The following is a 17,067-nucleotide window of genomic DNA, read 5'->3' as shown; positions in this document are numbered from 1 at the left end:
ACTAGTCGTGGTGGTCGGTCGTCACACGCAGCCACAACGGCAGGACCAGCCATGCTGAGGCGAACACGACGAATGTGGCGACACCGGCGATCACCGCCGACATGGTTCCTGCCGTCGCACCGAAGACGACGGTGACCGCGCCGCTCAGCGCCAACCCCAACAGGGTGAGGCCGATGAACGACAGATAGTGGGCGTACGCGACGATCAGGCCGATCTGGTGGCGGCGGAACAGGGCCCGGTGGAGGGCGACCGGTGCAGCCAGCAGAATCGCCGCAGCGACCGCGCAGGACACGGTGATCAGATAGACCACGCGCAGGGCCCCGCCGAGATCTTCGAAGCCGTCGTGGAACGGCAGGGTGAGCAGGAAGCCGGTGAGGATCTGCACGCCCGTCTGCACGACTCGGAGTTCCTGGAGCAACGAATTCCAGTTCCGGTCCAGCCGTTGCGTCTGCGTCTCGTCCCGCTCGTTCTGGTTCCAGTCGGCGTCATCACTGGTACCCCCGTCGCTGGTACCCCCATGACCGATACCTCCATGACCGATACCCCCGTCACCGATACCCCCGTCGCGAGTGTTCATGCTAGGGCGTCAGCCTCGTACGTCACATCCTCAATCGTCCCACTGTTCGCACCCCGAACTCAGCGGTTCGGCCCACTTTGGTAGCGCCTACGCGCCGGCCCGTGCCGCGGGGCGGGGCCACGCACGCGAGGGGGCCATTCGAGGCGATGCCGAATCCGCGACGCGTCGTTCGGGTCCGGCGTTACGGTGTGGGTGAGTACCCGACAATCTCGGAGACGCCCATGCGAATCGCCCTGTTCGCCACGTGTATCGGCGACACGATATTTCCCAACGTTGTCCGGTCCACCGCGCTGCTCCTCAGTCGGCTGGGCCACGAAGTGGTGTTCCCGTCCGGGCAGACGTGCTGCGGGCAGATGCATGTGAACACCGGGTATCAACCAGACGCGCTGCCGTTGGTCGAGAACTATGTCGAGACCTTCGGCGACGAGTCGATCGACGCGATCGTGGTGCCGTCCGGGTCGTGCGTGGGTTCGGTGCGCCACCAGCATGAGATCGTCGCCGCACGCTATGGTCCGCCGAGTCTGAGCGGGCGGGTCGAGACGGTCAAGGGCAAGACCTACGAACTCTCCGAACTGCTGGTGGACGTTCTCGGTCTGACCGACGTCGGCGCCTACTATCCGCATCGGGTCACCTACCACCCCACCTGCCACTCGCTCCGTATGCTGCGGGTCGGCGAGAAGCCACTACAACTGCTGCGCAATGTGCGCGCCATCGATCTGGTCGAGTTGCCGGAGGCCGACTCGTGCTGCGGATTCGGCGGTACCTTCGCATTGAAGAACGCCGAGACCTCCACGGCCATGCTCGCCGACAAGATCCGCAATGTCGGCGACACCGGAGCCGAATACTGTTGTGCGAGCGACTCGTCGTGCCTGATGCACATCGGTGGAGGGATGACACGCCTCCAGATGGGAACGAGAACCGTGCATCTCGCGGAGATTCTGGTGTCCGAGGAGAACCACGCGGGAGTGACGGCATGACGCGGGTTGTGTTGCCGTCACCCGCGTTTCCCCCACGCGCGCCGGAAGGCGCGGGAAATCTGCGCGGTCGCGAGTCGTTTCCGGACGCGGCCCATCACGAACTCGCGAATGCCCAGCTGCGCCGCAACATCGGCAAGGCCACGCACACGATCCGTGAGAAGCGGCTGCAGGTGACCGCAGAGCTGCCCGACTGGGAGCAGCTGCGCGACGCCGGTTCGGCGATCAAGACCGACGTGATGAACCGCCTGCCGGAACTCCTCGAGCAATTCGAGACCGCCGTCACCGCACGCGGCGGAGTCGTGCACTGGGCAGCCGATGCCGTCGAAGCGAACGACATCGTGACTCGGCTGGTCCGCGAAACCGGCTCGGACGAGGTCATCAAGGTCAAGTCGATGGCGACGCAGGAGATAGGACTCAACGAACACCTGGAATCGGCAGGAATTCACGCGTACGAGACGGACCTGGCCGAGCTGATCGTCCAACTCGGCCACGACACGCCCTCGCACATCCTGGTCCCAGCGATTCACCGCAACCGGTCGGAGATCCGGGAGATCTTCTTGACTGAGATGGACGGCGTCGATCCCGCACTCGACGACGATCCGTCTCATCTCGCCGACGCCGCCCGAAAGTTTCTGCGACGCAAGTTCATGACGACGCCGGTCGCGATCTCCGGCACCAATTTCGGGGTGGCCGAGACCGGCACCCTCGGGGTTGTCGAGTCGGAGGGGAACGGCCGTATGTGCCTGACGATGCCGCAGACGCTGATCACGGTCATGGGCATCGAGAAGATCGTGCCGACGTACGCCGACCTCGAGGTCTTCCTGCAACTGCTGCCGCGATCGTCGACTGGGGAGCGGATGAACCCCTACACGTCGATGTGGACCGGAGTCGCAGCCGACGACGGTCCCCAGAACTTCCACCTGGTCCTGCTCGACAACGGCCGCAGTGCAGCGCTGGCCGACGCGGTCGGCCGGGAAGCCTTGAACTGCATCCGCTGTTCGGCCTGCCTCAACGTGTGCCCGGTGTATGAGCGCACCGGCGGACACGCCTACGGCTCGACCTATCCGGGACCGATCGGTGCGGTCCTCACACCGCAACTCGCCGGGATGAACGGCAGTCATGACCCCAGTTCCTCGCTGCCCTTCGCCTCCAGCCTGTGCGGCGCGTGCTTCGACGCGTGCCCGGTGAAGATCGACATCCCGGCACTCCTGGTGGAACTGCGGCACCAGAAGGTGGAACAGGCGGTCTTCGGCGCGGAGGCCGCGGCGATGCGGGCGGCATCCATCGCGATGTCGTCGGCCAGGAAGTTCACCGCTGCGCAGCGAGCCGCCGGCCTGGGGCGCCTGATGGCTGGGAGGAAGGGCAAGATCTCGACGCTCCCTCCGCCGCTGAGCGCCTGGACCGACGCGCGTGACATACCGGCGCCGCCGAAGCAGACGGCCCGGCAGTGGTGGGATTCCGCGGAAGGACGGCGCGAGATCGCCGACGCACGCCAGGAGGTCGGCGAATGACGTCTCGTGACGTGGTCCTCGGTCGGCTCCGCGACGCCTTGGCGCTGGCTCCTCCCGCGCACCACGAGATCCCCCGGAACTACCGGACCGGGCGAACGATGTCCGACGATGATCGACTCGCACTGCTCACCGATCGACTCGTCGACTACCAGGCGGCAGTGCACCCGTGCTCTGTCGCGGAGATCGCGGCCACGGTGACGCGCGTCCTGCGGGAGGCGGGCGCTACCCGGGTGGGAGTGCCCGCCGGGCTCGATGAGTCGTGGCTGGTGACGTTCGACGGCGAAGTGGTCGTCGACTCCGCGAGCGTGCCTGCACCGGAACTCGACTCACTCGACGGCGTGGTGACCGGTTCTCGAGTCAGCTGCGCCGAGACCGGCACCATCTTTCTCGACGGGGGCCCCGACCAGGGGCGCCGGGCACTGACACTCGTCCCGGACCTGCACGTCTGCGTAGTCGATCTGTCGACCGTGGAAGTCGGCGTACCCGAAGCGATCAGCCGTCTTGTGCCGGAACGGCCGACGACCATGATCAGCGGGCCGTCGGCGACGTCGGACATCGAACTGCAACGTGTCGAGGGTGTGCACGGGCCGCGCAATCTGCACGTGATCATAGTGCGCTGAGCCGGAGCCGGGCGCGAACCCACGTTTGGTCTGCCATCGGTCCGGGTAGTTCTCCAGTCCACACGCTTCCCGGCGTAGGAGCTCTCTCGGCTCCCAGGAGGAGATCAATGAACACCGAAGCCACGACATACCTGCGCCACGACCATCAGAGAATTCTGGCCCTGCTCGACGTCCTCGACGCGCCACCCGGCCCGGGACCGTCAACCGTCGAGGACCGCCGCGCCCGGGCAGTGGAACTTGTGACCGCCGAATCCCAGCACAGGTCCGTCGAGGAGCAACTGTTCTGGCCTGCGGTCCGCCGGGTGCTCGACGACGGTGACCGACTGGCCGATGACGCTCTGTCTCGCGGGGCGAAGGCCACACACCTGTTGCAGACCGTCGAGAACGCGGAGGCGGGGAGCGCCGAGTTCGAGGAAGCACTCACCGCTTTCAGCGCTGCCGAGCGCGACCGCATCGCGTTCGAGGAACAGCAGGTGTGGCCGGAGTTCCGCAGCGCGATAGCGGTTGAGGAGTCGCAGCGGCTCGGCGAACTCATCCAGGGTTTCCACCGATGACAAACCTGCTGGCGCGCGTGTGGATCTCAATGGTGTTCCCGTCGGGGTCGTAGAGGACGGCGCAACCAGGGTGCGAGAGGTGATGCGACTCCGGGTAGGAGGCGCCCAGCGCGATGAGACGCTGCGCGGCGGCCAGCACATCCGCGGCGTCGTGGACCGTGATCATGATGCGCGGGTGCTGGCGATGGGGAGGGGGAGCCCGGCGGATCAGCAAACGGGTGCAGCCGTCGCCGTCGACGAGATCCACTCGGTTCAGTCCGCGCGGTCGAGACACCAACCCCAGCGCTCGATGCCAGAAACTCTCGGCCCGCTCGAAGTGGCACGTCGCGATGCGAATGGGGGCCGGGCCGTCGACTTCGAACATTGATCATCTCTCCTGGAACGGACACGACCCGGGTCTCGGATCGTCCGTCCTTCGGATTCCCATCCGAGCGCTGTCCAAACCAGCGGTGGCACCTTGGTGCGGCGGGAGAAGGCTGCGGCGGGAGTAGGCTGCGGCCATGGCAGCGCACCGGACACGCGCGAGTTAGTCATCTCGATGAACTCCGTCGCCGAAGGTCACGGCTCCGACGGTGGCCTCCTCGGCCGGGAGCCGCGGCCGAACGTGCTGCGCGAGTACGCATTCGTCGCAGACGGCGAGCGCGGCGCACTCATCGGGCCGGGAGGCGACATCGGCTGGATGTGCGCCCCACGCTGGGATTCGTCGCCGCTGTTCGACAATCTTTTGGGCGGACGGTCGTTTTACGAGGTGCGCCCGGCTGCGCGATTCGTGTGGGGTGGGGCGTACGAGCCAGGGTCGCTGGTCTGGCACAGCCGATGGGTCACCGGGTCGGGAACCGTCGAATGCGTCGAAGCTCTGGCGTATCCGGGAGACGAGCACCGCGCGGTCCTGCTGCGACAGGTGCGTGCGGTCACCGGACCAGCGCACGTCTTTGCGACGCTCACGCTCGATGATGTCAGCGGCGAGCGACTCCCCGACGGGCTCGGCTGGGCGATGCGCAGCCGCGATCTGCACTGTCGGTGGAGCACACCGGATCCGCAGGCCGTCACGGCCGCCACGGCCGATCGCAACAGCTGGCAGCTGACCATCATGTTGGCGGCAGGCGAGTCGTGCGATCTCGAGTTCGAGGTGTCGGACAGACCGTTGCCGCGTCGGCCCGACGAGATGCCGAGGGTGTGGGAGTCGACGCGACGAGCGTGGTCGCGAGCCACCCCGGACCTCGGCGGCCTGTGCCCGACCGACGCACGGCAGAGCTACGCGGTGATGCGTGGACTGACTCACCGTGACGGCGGAACCGTGGCCGCGGTCAGTACGAGCATGCCCGAACGCCCGGGCGGCAGCCGTAACTACGACTACCGCTACGTGTGGATCAGGGATACGAGCTACTGTGGCATCGCCGCCGCGGTCTCCGGGGACACTGACCTCCTCGCCGGTTCGGCGGCATTCGTCGCGGCGCGCCTGCGCGAACACGGCGAATCACTGTCGCCTGCGTACACCGTGGGCGGGGCCGACGTACCGTCGGAGAGCAGGCTCGGGCTGCCCGGTTATCCGGGAGGCAGCGACCGGATCGGGAACTGGGTGCGCGACCAGTTCCAACTCGACGAGTTCGGCGAGGCACTGTCCCTGTTCGCGCACGCCGCACGCGCCGACTGCCTCGGCGACGACGCTCACCGCGCGGTGAGCGTAGCCGCCGAGGCGATCGAGACCCTCTGGCAGCGCCCGGACGCCGGGATCTGGGAGATCGAGAACCGGCGCTGGACGCACAGTCGTCTGGCCTGCGTGGCAGGTCTGCGAGCCACCGCCGACGCGATCGACGACCGACACGCTGAGCATCGTCGACGGTTGGCCGACCACATCCTCGCCGAGACGACCCGGACATCCCTGACCCGCGACGGCCGCTGGCAGCGAGCGGACGACGACCCCGGTCTCGACGGCGCTCTCCTGGAGGCGGGGCTGCGCGGCGCCGTCGACCTCACCGACCCCCGCAGCCGGCTGACGCTCGACGCGTACCTGGACCGGCTCACGTTGGACGGCTACGCGTACCGCTTCGCGCACGGCGACGACCCGCTCGGGAGCGTCGAGGGGTCGTTTGTACTGTGCGGCTTCTGGGTAGCCCAGTCACTGCACAGTCAACAGCGGTACACCGAAGCTCAGGCGTGGTTCGAGCGGATACGGTGCGCGTACGGACCAGGGCGCCTCTACAGCGAGGAGTTCGACGCCGCGCAGCACCAATTGCGCGGCAACCTGCCGCAAGCGTTCGTACACGCCTCGATGATCGAGAGCTCCCTGCTCCTCGACCGGTGAGCCGGTTGCCGCCGTCGTAGAGGGAGGCATGCCATGAACCGTCTGTCCAAGCCGGTCAGTCGTCGACGTCCGGTCGTGGTGGTCACCGGCGGCACAGCAGGCGTGGGGCGGGCAGCGGCCCGCATCTTCGCCGACCGTGGGTATGACGTCGCTGTGCTGGCTCGCGGTCGCGCCGGGCTGGACGCGACGCGCGCCGATCTGGAGGAGCGGGGAGCGGCGGTGTGGACTCAGCAGACCGACGTCGCCGAGGTGGCACAGGTGGAGGCCGCAGCCGACGCTGTGGAAGCCGAGCTCGGCCCCATCGACGTCTGGGTCAACAATGCGTTCGCCGGAGCGCTCAGCTTGTTCCGCGACACCACCGCCGACGAGTTCCGGCGGATGACGGACGTCACCTACCTCGGACAGGTCAACGGGACGCGGGCAGCTCTGACCCGAATGCGGACGCGTGATCGCGGTGTCATCGTCAACGTGGCGTCGGCCATGTCGTTCCGTGCGATCCCACTGCAGTCGGCCTATTGCGGCGCCAAGCACGCCATCAAGGGCTTCACCGAATCGTTGATCACCGAGCTCCGCAACGAGGGCAGTGGAGTCTCGGTCGGCCTCATCACGCTGCCGGGGCTGAACACTCCGCAGTTCGACTGGAATCTCAACAAGATGCCGCGGCACCCGATGCCGGTACCGCCGGTCTACCAGCCCGAAGTCGCCGCACGCGCCATCGCCGACACCGCGCGACGTCCGCGCCGCAACCGCTGGGTCGGGGTCCCGACGGTCTACACGGTGCTCGGCAATCGGCTGGCCCCGGGAGTCATGGACTGGTACCTGGCCCGGTACGGCGTCCGGTCGCAGCAGACGGCTCGCCTCCTGCCCGATCACGGCGCCAATCTGTACCGCGCGCAGGACGAGGACGTCGATCGCGGTGCGCGCGGACAGTTCGACGACCTCGCGCACCCCAGCGATCCGGTCTCGTTCATCGGTCGCCATCGGACGCTCGCAGCCCTGGCGGCGAGTGCCGTGCCTGCAGGCGGGCTCGCGGTCGCCGCGCGGATGCACGCTCATCGCCGGCCGGGGTGACCGGGTAGCGGCCCATGTGTGAACCGTCACCACATCGGGTACCCGGAGTCGAGTCAAGTTCCGTCACTGCTGTGAGGAGGCGCTATGAGTGAAACGGTCGCCGACGTCGTACTGTCCAGGCTCCGCGAGTGGGGTGTTCGACAGGTGTTCGGGTATCCGGGCGACGGGATCAACGGGCTGCTCGCGGCGTGGGCCGAGGCCGAGAACGATCCGCAGTTCGTGCAGTCCCGGCACGAGGAGATGAGTGCCTTCGAAGCGGTCGGGTACGCGAAGTTCTCCGGCGACATCGGCGTATGCGCGGCCACGAGCGGTCCCGGTGGGGTCCACCTGCTCAATGGGCTCTACGACGCCAAGCTCGATCACGTGCCGGTCGTCGCGCTGGTGGGGCAGACCGAGCGGTCGGCGATGGGTGGCTCCTACCAGCAGGAGATCGACATGCTCTCGCTGTACAAGGACGTGTGCAGCGACTTCGTGCAGATGTGCACGGTGCCCCAGCAGATCCCCAATCTCATCGACCGCGCGATCCGGGTCGCACTGTCTGAGCACGCGCCCACCGCCGTGATCTTCCCGTCGGATGTGTTCGAGCTCGACTACGAACCGCCCGCCCACGAATTCAAGCAAGTGCCGTCGAGCCTGGGGATCGAACAGGGCGTCGCCGACGCCGACCCGGACGCGGTCGCCCGCGCCGCAGCGGTGCTCAACGACGGCGACAAAGTGGCGATGCTCGTCGGGCAGGGGGCTCGCGGATGCGTCGACGAGTTGACCCAGGTGGCCGAGACCCTCGGCGCGGGATGCGCCAAAGCCCTTCTCGGGCGCGACGTCCTCCCCGACACGCTGCCGTGGGTCACCGGCTCCATTGGGCTCTTGGGCACCACGGCCAGCTATCACCTGATGGACGAGTGCGACACGTTGCTCATGGTGGGATCGAACTTTCCGTACACGCAGTTCATGCCGCAGCTCGACCAGGCTCGCGGGGTGCAGATCGACCGGTCGGGCAAGTGGATCGGCATGCGGTACCCGAACGAGGTGAACCTGGTCGGCGATGCCAAACGCACGCTGCAGCAGTTGATCCCGCTGCTCGAACAGCAAGAGGATCGCTCGTGGCGATCGACGGTGGAGAGGAACGTCGCCCACTGGCGGAAGACCGCGCAGCGACGAGCGATGACCGACGCCGACCCGATCAACCCGATGCGGATCTTCCACGAGTTCTCCAAGCGGGCGCCGTCCGACTCGATCATCGCCGCCGACTCGGGCAGTGCAGCCAACTGGTATGCGCGACACATCGAGTTCCGGGATGAGATGCGTGGGTCGCTGTCGGGGACCCTGGCGACGATGGGGCCTGCCGTGCCGTACGTGATCGGAGCCAAGTGGGCCCACCCGGACCGTCCGACGATCGCCTTCGAGGGTGACGGCGCGATGCAGATGAACGGGCTCGCCGAAATGCTCACCGTCTCCCGATACTGGAAGCAGTGGACCGACCCTCGGTTGATCGTCGTGGTACTGCACAACAACGACCTCAATCAGGTCACGTGGGAGCAGCGAGCGATGAGTGCGTCCCCGAAATTCGCGGAATCGCAGGACCTCCCGGAGATGGACTATGCGGCGTTCGCGCGCGGCATCGGTCTGGGCGGGATCAACGTGGAAGATCCCGATCAACTCGGTGACGCCTGGGACCGCGCACTGGCCGCCGACCGTCCGACACTCCTGGACGTTCGGTGCGACGCGTCGATCCCGCCAATCCCGCCGCACGCGACCTTCGCGCAGGCGAAGTCGCTCAGCACCGCATTGATCGAAGGAGACGAAGACTCGTGGGGTGTGATCAAGGAGGGCGTCAAACAGAAGGTTCAGCAGTACATTCCCGGAACTAAGCCGGAGCCATGACCGCGCAGGCGGCGGAGACGCCCGCCGACACCGCGACCCTGCGGGACCGGCTCGTGGCAGCGGTGGACGGCGAGGTCCGGTTCGACGCTGGGACGCGGGCGGCCTATTCCACCGACGCCTCCAACTATCGGCAGGTCCCCATCGGCGTGGTGGTCCCGCGGACCGTGGACGCCGGTGCGGATGCGATCGCGGTGTGCCGGGACGCCGGGGTGCCCGTGGTCTCGCGCGGCGGCGGCACCAGCCTCGCCGGCCAGTGCACCAACGTCGCGGTGATGATCGACTGGGTCAAGTACTGCAATGCTCTGGTGTCGGTGGATGTCGAGGCGCGGACCGCCGTCGTCGAACCCGGCATCGTCCTCGACGATCTGAACCGTCGACTCGCCGTGCACGGACTCGAGTACGGTCCTCGGCCTGCGACCCACCCGAACTGCACCCTGGGCGGCATGATCGGCAACAACTCGTGCGGGGCAACCGCACAGCGGACCGGCAAGGTGGCCGACAACATCCGACGCCTCGACGTCATCACGTACGACGGCACGCGCTTCTGGTGCGGCCCGACCGACGACGAGGCGTACGCGGCGATCGAGCATCGGGGAGACCCGGTGTCGGCGATCTATCGACGGCTTCGGCGACTCCGCGACGAATACGCCGACGACATCCGCGCCGGATACCCGGACATTCCGCGCCGCGTGTCTGGATACAACCTGGATTCACTGTTGCCGGAGAACGGATTCGACGTGGCCGGCCTTCTGGTCGGGAGTGAGTCGACCCTGGTCACCGTCCTGCGGGCGGAGATCGACCTGGTGCCCGTCCTGCCCGAGGAAGCTCTCGTGATGATCGGGTACGACACCGTCGATCTGGCCGCCGACGACGTGCCGACCATCGTCCGGTCTGGGCCGGTCGCGCTCGAGGGCCTCGACCGCCGTCTGATCCACGACGAGTATCTGGAGGGCCTGAACTCCGATGCCCTCGACGACCTGCCGGAGGGCAACGCGTTCTTGATGGTGCAGTACGGCGCCCGCACCCGCGCCGACGTCGACGACGCGGTCCGCTGCGCATTGGACGACCTCTCCCTCGACCGGGACGACGCACGCGTCGCGGTTTTGGATGATCCGTCGATCGCCGTCGAACTGTGGCGGGTCCGGGAGGCCGGGCTTGGGGCGACCGCACACGTGCCGGGGCACCGCGAGACCTGGGAGGGGTGGGAGGACTCTGCCGTCCCGCCCGACCGGCTCGGCGACTATCTACGCGACCTGCAGTCGCTGTACGTGCGCTTCGGCTACGCCGGCGAGACCGCGCCCAGTCTGTACGGGCATTTCGGTCAGGGTTGTGTGCACACGCGCATCCCGTTCGACCTGTTCAGTGCGGACGGTGTGCGGCACTTCCGGGAGTTCCTCGTGGAGGCCGCCGGCCTGGTGACACGCTACGGCGGCTCCCTGTCCGGTGAGCACGGCGACGGGCAGGCGCGCGGCGAACTGCTCTCGATCATGTTCCCCGACCGGGTGGTCGAGGCGTTCGGTGCGCTGAAGCATATCTTCGATCCCGAGGGACGGATGAACCCGGGCAAGATCGTCGACCCCAACCCCGTCGACAGCTTCCTGCGGTTGGGGGCCCAGTGGTACCCGAAGCGGCCGTCCGATCTGCACTTCGGCTACCCCGGAGGCGACGGCTCGTTCGTCAGCGCGGCCAATCGATGCGTCGGGGTGGGGAAGTGCCGTCAGACGGTGCCGTCCAGCGGTTCGGTGATGTGTCCGTCTTACCAAGTCACCGGCGAGGAAGAGCATTCGACGCGAGGACGCTCCCGGCTCCTGTTCGAGATGCTCGATGGCCACTCGGACGGCGTCATCACCGATGGGTGGCGGTCGACCGAGGTCCGCGACGCGCTGGACCTGTGCCTCTCGTGCAAGGGCTGCAAGTCCGACTGCCCGGTGAACGTCGACATGGCTACCTACAAGGCCGAGTTCCTGTCGCACCACTACGCACATCGTCTGCGGCCCCGTGCGCACTACGTGATGGGCTGGCTGCCGTTGACAGGTGCGGTGATCGGGCGCGCACGTCTCGGCGCACTGGTCAACGCGGCGACCGGTCGTGAAACTCTGGCGCGGCTCGCCACCCGGTTGGGCGGCCTCGAGGACCGGTCGATTCCGCGCTTCGCTCGTCGGACGCTCCAGCAGTGGTGGCGCCGCCGGGGCACGGAAGCGCGCGGGAGCCGGGGCACCGTCCTGCTGTGGCCGGACACGTTCACGAACCGATTCCATCCGGACGTCGGGCGGGCCGCGGTACGCGTGATGGAGGACGCGGGCTGGACCGTGGACATCCCAGGCGGCGACCTGTGCTGCGGACTCACCTGGATCTCCACCGGACAGTTGGGCATCGCCGAAGTGGTGTTGCGGAGAACGATCTCTCGACTGGCCACCCACCTGCGCAGCGGCGGCCTGATCGTCGGGCTCGAACCGAGTTGCACCGCAGTGTTTCGCTCCGACGCCGTCGACCTGCTAGGTGAGGATGAACTCGCCGTCAGATTGCGCGAGCAGACCGTGACGTTGGCCGAACTGCTGCACGACCACACGCCGGGATGGGCGCCGAACGTGCAGGCGGGCACGGTGGAGGCGATCGTGCAGACGCACTGCCATCAGCACGCCGTGATGGGGGTCCGAGCCGATCGAGCGGTGATGTCCGACGTCGGGATCGACGCGACGTATCTGGACTCCGGGTGTTGCGGGCTGGCCGGAAACTTCGGATTCGAGCCCGGGCACAAGGGCGTCAGCATCGCGTGTGCGGAGCAGGCGCTTCTGCCCGCCATCCGCGATGCGGGCGCGTCTACGCAGGTGCTCGCCGACGGGTTCAGCTGCCGTACGCAGATCGCCGAACTCGCAGACGGACGCGAGGGGCGGCACCTCGCGCAATTGCTCGCGGACCGGATCGTGAGCGGCGACGACTGATGCCGATCAGCCTGCGCACCGTGGTCCACCGCTTCCCGACACCGCACCCGGAGGCCGACGGCACACTGCGGTGGGACAGCACCACCGCGGTCGCCGTCACGGTCGTCAACGGCGACCATCAGGGGTTCGGTTGGACGTACAGCCACGCTGCCGCGGCCGAGGTGATCGACACGGTACTTCGTCGGGCGCTCGACGAGGCCGACGTCTCCGAGCCGGTTCGATGCTGGCGGGCGATGGTCGACGCGTGCCGCAATATCGGGGCGACCGGATTAGTGATGCAGGCGATCAGCGCCGTCGACGTCGCGCTATGGGATCTGCACGCCCAGACCCTCGGTGTGAGCCTGCCCCGGCTGTGGGGCCGAGAGCGCCCCGCGATCCCGGTGTACGGCTCGGGCGGATTCGTCAACGAGGACGCTGACACCTTGGCCGCGAACGTCGGGGACTGGGCGCGGTCGGGCTGTGCGGGAATGAAGATCAAGATCGGTGAGGCGTGGGGCAGCGAGATTGGCCGAGATTTGGACCGTGCGAGGCTGCTGACCGAACTGGCCCCCGCAGGCGTCGACTGCATGGTCGATGCCAACGGGGCGTACACGCGGGGCCAGGCCGTGCGCGTCGGACGCGCTCTGGACCGCCTCGGCATCACGTGGTTCGAGGAGCCGGTCACCAGTGACGACGTCGACGGGCTGCGCGGGCTCCGTGACCGGCTCGACTGCGACGTCACGGCAGGGGAGTACTCCTGGACCGTGGACGACACCGAGAGAATCTCCGCGGCGGTCGACTGCGTGCAACTCGACGTCACCCGTTGCGGTGGGTACACCGGCTGGTTCCGCGCAGCGGCCGTCGCCAAGGCTCACCACCTGCAGGTCTCGGCGCACTGTGCGCCGGCGCTGCACACCCCGGTGGCCGCCGCCACGCCGAACCTTCGACACATCGAGTACTTCGTGGATCACGCGCGGCTGGAACCTGCACTGGCAGACGGTGTCCCGCGCTTGGCGGACGGCGTCCTCGTGCCGAACACCGGCCCCGGGCACGGGTTGACGGCGGTCGCCCAGTGAGGGGCGGCCGACGGTACGCGGAGCCCCGGTCGGTGGACTCCGGTCAGGAAGGTCCGCCCAGTGCGGCCGCGAACAGGTCGAGCGCCTCGGTGACCGTCTGCGACACGACGTCGACCGCCGAGCCGTCGAACTCGCGGTACTCGGTGCTAATGTCGTCGCCGTCGACGATCCCGAACCACACGGTTCCCGGCTCACGCCCCTCCTGCGCCCCCGGCCCGGCCGCGCCGGTCACGGCCACCACCAAGTCGGCGCCGAGGAGTTCGGCGGTGGTCACCGCCATCGTCCGAGCGCTGATCTCCGAGACCACCGGAACGTCGGGCACACGCAGCAGTTGGTGTTTCACCGTGGAGGCGTAGGCGACGATGCTGCCCCGATACCACTCCGACGAGTCCGGCGCCGCGCCCAGCGTGCAGGCGATCTGCCCGCCGGTGAGGGATTCCGCCGTCGCGACGGTGCGCCCGGCGCGATGTGCCAGTTCGCCCACCTGTTCTGCGCGCGCGGCGTTGTCGGCTGCGGCGTTGTCGGACGTCGGGGAGGTAGCCATGAGTCCGGTGTACCCGTACTGCACCGCTGATTGGCGGAATTGACGCAGACGCGGTGTGGCGATGATTACCGGACGGACACGTCGGGTACCCGGGTGCAGAGCGCGTGTCGCCACAGGTCGGTGTCGCCACAGGTCGAAGGAGGAAGCTGCGATGACGGAGTCCCGGTCCGAGGTGTGGGGGCAACGTACGCCGTACGGGGCGGGCGCGGAATGGCCGGAGCGCGTGGATGTGCAGCTCGCCGAGGGGGTCGAAGAGGACGACGTCGACCGGTGGGTCGCGTCCGCGTCCGTCCTTCACTCCAACGGTGACGGGTTGGACATCGCGGTGCGCGACGACCAGATCGTGGGAGTACGTGGTCGGCGCGGCGACCGGATCAACCGAGGGCGACTCGATATCAAGGACCGTTTCGGTTGGCAGGCCACTGCGTCCCGCGACCGCCTGACCCGGCCACTCATCCGCGACGGCGACTCGCTCGTCGAAACCGACTGGGACACCGCGATGTCTCGGGTGGTGGCCCGCAGCAGAGAGCTTCTCGAGAACGACGGGCCGCGGTCGATCGGCTTCTACACGTCGGGCCAACTGTTCCTGGAGGAGTACTACACGCTCGGAGTGATCGCCCACGGGGCGATCGGTACCAACCACCTCGACGGAAACACCCGCCTGTGCACCGCGACGGCCGGGGAGGCCCTGAAGGAATCGTTCGGCAGCGACGGGCAACCCGGCACCTTCGCCGACATCGATCACGCCGATGTGATCGCCCTGTACGGTCACAACATCGCCGAGACTCAGACCGTCTCCTGGATGCGCATCCTGGACCGTCTCGCCGGGTCCGACCCGCCGACCCTGCTGTGCATCGATCCCCGGCCCACGCCGGTAGCCACCCACGCGGCCGTTCACTTGGCGCCACTGCCCGGGACCAACGTCGCACTGATGAACGGGATACTCCACCAACTCATCGCCCACAGCTGGGTCAGCCACGACTACGTCGACGCACACACGGTGGGGTTCGATGGACTTGCCGCCGTGGTCGCCGACTATCCGCCCGAGCGTGTTGCGGCCATCTGCGGGATTCGTGCCGCGGATCTCGAGCGGGCCGCCGAGATCATCGGACACGCAGAGCGCCTCATGTCGACCGTGCTCCAAGGCTTCTACCAGTCCCACCAGGCGACGGCAGCGGCCGTCCAGGTGAACAACATTCACCTGGTGCGCGGCATGCTCGGCAGACCGGGCTGCGGCGTACTGCAGATGAACGGGCAGCCCACTGCGGAGAACACCCGCGAATGCGGTGCCGACGGCGATCTGGCCGGGTTCCGCAACTGGGCCAACGAACAGCACATCGACGAACTCGCGAAGCTGTGGAACGTCGACGTCGCTCGCATCCCGCGCTACGGGCCGCCGACGCACGCCATGCAGATGTTCCGGTACGCGGAACAGGGGTCAGTGAAGATGCTGTGGGTGTCGGCGACGAATCCAGCGGTGTCGCTCCCCGAACTGGCGCGCATCCGCACCATCCTGAGCCAGCAGCGCCTGTTCTTGGTAGTCCAGGACATTTTCCTCACCGAGACAGCAGAACTCGCCGACGTCGTCCTGCCTGCCGCCGCGTGGGGAGAGAAGACCGGCACGTTCACCAACGCCGACCGCACCGTGCACATCTCCGACAAGGCGATCGACCCTCCGGGCGAGGCTCGCTCGGATCTCGACATCTTCCTCGACTACGCGCGCCGCATGGATTTCCGGGACAACGACGGCGACCCGCTACCACAATGGGACGATCCGGAGTCGGCGTTCCGGCATTGGCAGGAGTGCAGCGCGGGCCGACCATGCGATTACACCGGGATGAGCTATGCGGCACTGCGCGATCGCGGCGGCATTCAGTGGCCGTGCACCGCGGAGTCGCCAGAGGGCACGCAGCGGCTGTACTCCGACGGAAAGTTCTGGAGCGCGCCCGACTACTGCGAGGCGTACGGGAAGGACCTCGTCACCGGAGCCCCGCTCGGGGCCACCGAGTATCGGGCGATGAATCCAGACGCCAAAGCTCTCATCAGATCCGCTGGGTATCTGCCGCCCCACGAACCACCGTCGCCGTCGTTCCCGTTCGCGCTCATCACCGGACGCACCGTCTACCAGTTCCATACGCGCACGAAGACCGGCCGAACACCGGAACTCGACAGTGCGGCCCCGGACGTCTGGGTGGAGATGTCGGCGGCCGACGCCGCCGACTATTCCATACGCGACGGCGACATGGTCACCGTCGCCAGCCCCCGCAGCACCATCCGCGCCACAGCACGGATCACCGGAATCCGGGTCGGCGTGCTATTCGTCCCGTTCCACTACGGCTACTGGGACCTCGACAGCCGGGAACACGACAGCCGGGAACACGACGACCGGGATCACGACGACTGGGCCGTGCCGCACGATCGTGCGGCGAACGAATTGACGCTCACCGACTGGGATCCGGCATCCAAGCAACCCGTCTTCAAGACAGGTTCGGCCGCCCTCATTCGAGAGGCCACCGACAACCGAGGGGACACGCCGTGAGCACACTCGCACTCGTACTCCGTGAACTGCATCGCAGCGAACACCGTCTGGCGCTCGACCTCGACGGCGTCTCGCACCGGCACCAGGCCGATCACGACATCTGCTATATCGCCGGCGACCTGGCCGAGTGGTCACGCGAGCATCTGCGGGCCATCAGCGACGCCGCGCCGTCGGTGGGCATCGACCTCGAATCCTCGCCACGGACGACGGCCCTGGCGTCGGGGGTCGCCGAACCGGTGAGCGAACTGTTCGGTCACCGGCCCGGACCGGCGTTGGTGCTGCTGTTAGATCTGCGACGCCTGCACCAGCAGGCGGCCGGTGTCGCCGTCGACTGGCAGCTACTCGCGCAGGGAGCTCACGCCACGCGGAGCGCAGGACTGGTGGAGTTGGCTGCCCGGTGCCGACCCCAGACGTCGCGCCAGCTGGACTGGACTTCCGCCATGCTCAAAGTTCTCTCGCCACAGGCCCTGTCGGGTTGACGCCACAGGCAC

The 17,067-nt window shown here is 67.7% G+C and carries 14 protein-coding genes; 11 read left to right on the top strand and 3 right to left on the bottom strand.

The features are described from left to right. Position 1: 1 nt before the first annotated feature. Complete coding sequence (locus tag L5G33_RS05005) at positions 2-577, bottom strand: DUF6328 family protein (RefSeq protein ID WP_236997053.1); 576 nt, start codon at positions 575-577, stop codon at positions 2-4. 221 nt (positions 578-798) lie between these two features. Between L5G33_RS05005 and L5G33_RS05000 the strand changes: the two genes are divergently transcribed. The 4 genes from L5G33_RS05000 (at position 799) to L5G33_RS04985 (ending at position 4,239) form a co-directional block, all read left to right on the top strand. Further along, positions 799-1,554: a (Fe-S)-binding protein gene (locus L5G33_RS05000; protein ID WP_236997052.1), complete on the top strand. Its 756-nt coding sequence runs from the start codon at positions 799-801 to the stop codon at positions 1,552-1,554. Next, a complete protein-coding gene (locus L5G33_RS04995) occupies positions 1,551-3,065 on the top strand; it encodes a LutB/LldF family L-lactate oxidation iron-sulfur protein (protein ID WP_236997051.1) in 1,515 nt (504 codons plus the stop codon). The genes L5G33_RS05000 and L5G33_RS04995 overlap by 4 nt, the downstream gene beginning before the upstream one ends. Continuing rightward, positions 3,062-3,685, top strand: a complete 624-nt coding sequence (locus tag L5G33_RS04990; RefSeq protein ID WP_236997050.1) for a LutC/YkgG family protein — start codon at positions 3,062-3,064, stop codon at positions 3,683-3,685. Before L5G33_RS04995 ends, L5G33_RS04990 begins: the two co-directional genes overlap by 4 nt. A gap of 107 nt (positions 3,686-3,792) precedes the next feature. Further along, positions 3,793-4,239, top strand: coding sequence for a hemerythrin domain-containing protein (locus tag L5G33_RS04985; RefSeq protein WP_236997049.1), 447 nt, complete (start codon positions 3,793-3,795; stop codon positions 4,237-4,239). On the opposite strand, the gene L5G33_RS04980 is transcribed toward L5G33_RS04985, so the two are convergent. Next, positions 4,217-4,603, bottom strand: a complete 387-nt coding sequence (locus L5G33_RS04980) for a VOC family protein (protein WP_236997048.1) — start codon at positions 4,601-4,603, stop codon at positions 4,217-4,219. The two genes, L5G33_RS04985 and L5G33_RS04980, sit on opposite strands and share 23 nt — an antisense overlap. Positions 4,604-4,777: 174 nt before the next feature. Between L5G33_RS04980 and L5G33_RS04975 the strand changes: the two genes are divergently transcribed. The 5 genes from L5G33_RS04975 to L5G33_RS04955 all read left to right on the top strand — a co-directional run bounded on the left by L5G33_RS04975 (position 4,778) and on the right by L5G33_RS04955 (position 13,493). Continuing rightward, complete coding sequence (locus L5G33_RS04975; protein ID WP_236997047.1) at positions 4,778-6,544, top strand: glycoside hydrolase family 15 protein; 1,767 nt, start codon at positions 4,778-4,780, stop codon at positions 6,542-6,544. A 33-nt stretch (positions 6,545-6,577) separates the two neighbouring features. Then, positions 6,578-7,615, top strand: a complete 1,038-nt coding sequence (locus tag L5G33_RS04970) for an SDR family oxidoreductase (RefSeq protein ID WP_236997046.1) — start codon at positions 6,578-6,580, stop codon at positions 7,613-7,615. 84 nt (positions 7,616-7,699) lie between these two features. Continuing rightward, entirely contained in the window at positions 7,700-9,496 is a 1,797-nt protein-coding gene (locus L5G33_RS04965; RefSeq protein WP_236997045.1) for a thiamine pyrophosphate-requiring protein, read from the top strand. Beyond that, positions 9,493-12,438 (top strand): FAD-binding and (Fe-S)-binding domain-containing protein, encoded by a 2,946-nt coding sequence (locus L5G33_RS04960; protein ID WP_236997044.1) that lies wholly within the window; start codon positions 9,493-9,495, stop codon positions 12,436-12,438. The genes L5G33_RS04965 and L5G33_RS04960 overlap by 4 nt, the downstream gene beginning before the upstream one ends. Continuing rightward, complete coding sequence (locus L5G33_RS04955) at positions 12,438-13,493, top strand: enolase C-terminal domain-like protein (RefSeq protein ID WP_236997043.1); 1,056 nt, start codon at positions 12,438-12,440, stop codon at positions 13,491-13,493. The genes L5G33_RS04960 and L5G33_RS04955 overlap by 1 nt, the downstream gene beginning before the upstream one ends. 43 nt (positions 13,494-13,536) lie before the next feature. On the opposite strand, the gene L5G33_RS04950 is transcribed toward L5G33_RS04955, so the two are convergent. Next, the gene (locus L5G33_RS04950) at positions 13,537-14,037 is read right to left on the bottom strand and encodes a CinA family protein (RefSeq protein WP_236997042.1); all 501 of its coding nucleotides are present in this window, start codon (positions 14,035-14,037) and stop codon (positions 13,537-13,539) included. A 151-nt stretch (positions 14,038-14,188) separates the two neighbouring features. On the opposite strand from L5G33_RS04950, the gene L5G33_RS04945 reads away from it, so the two are divergent. Then, complete coding sequence (locus L5G33_RS04945; RefSeq protein ID WP_236997041.1) at positions 14,189-16,576, top strand: molybdopterin oxidoreductase family protein; 2,388 nt, start codon at positions 14,189-14,191, stop codon at positions 16,574-16,576. Next, positions 16,573-17,055, top strand: coding sequence for a hypothetical protein (locus tag L5G33_RS04940; RefSeq protein WP_236997040.1), 483 nt, complete (start codon positions 16,573-16,575; stop codon positions 17,053-17,055). The genes L5G33_RS04945 and L5G33_RS04940 overlap by 4 nt, the downstream gene beginning before the upstream one ends. Positions 17,056-17,067: the final 12 nt, after the last annotated feature.

The organism is Gordonia liuliyuniae (assembly GCF_021738805.1).
GTDB lineage: Bacteria > Actinomycetota > Actinomycetes > Mycobacteriales > Mycobacteriaceae > Gordonia > Gordonia liuliyuniae.
Note: the sequence above shows the minus strand (reverse complement) of the source record. Positions and strands in the feature narration are given on the sequence as shown.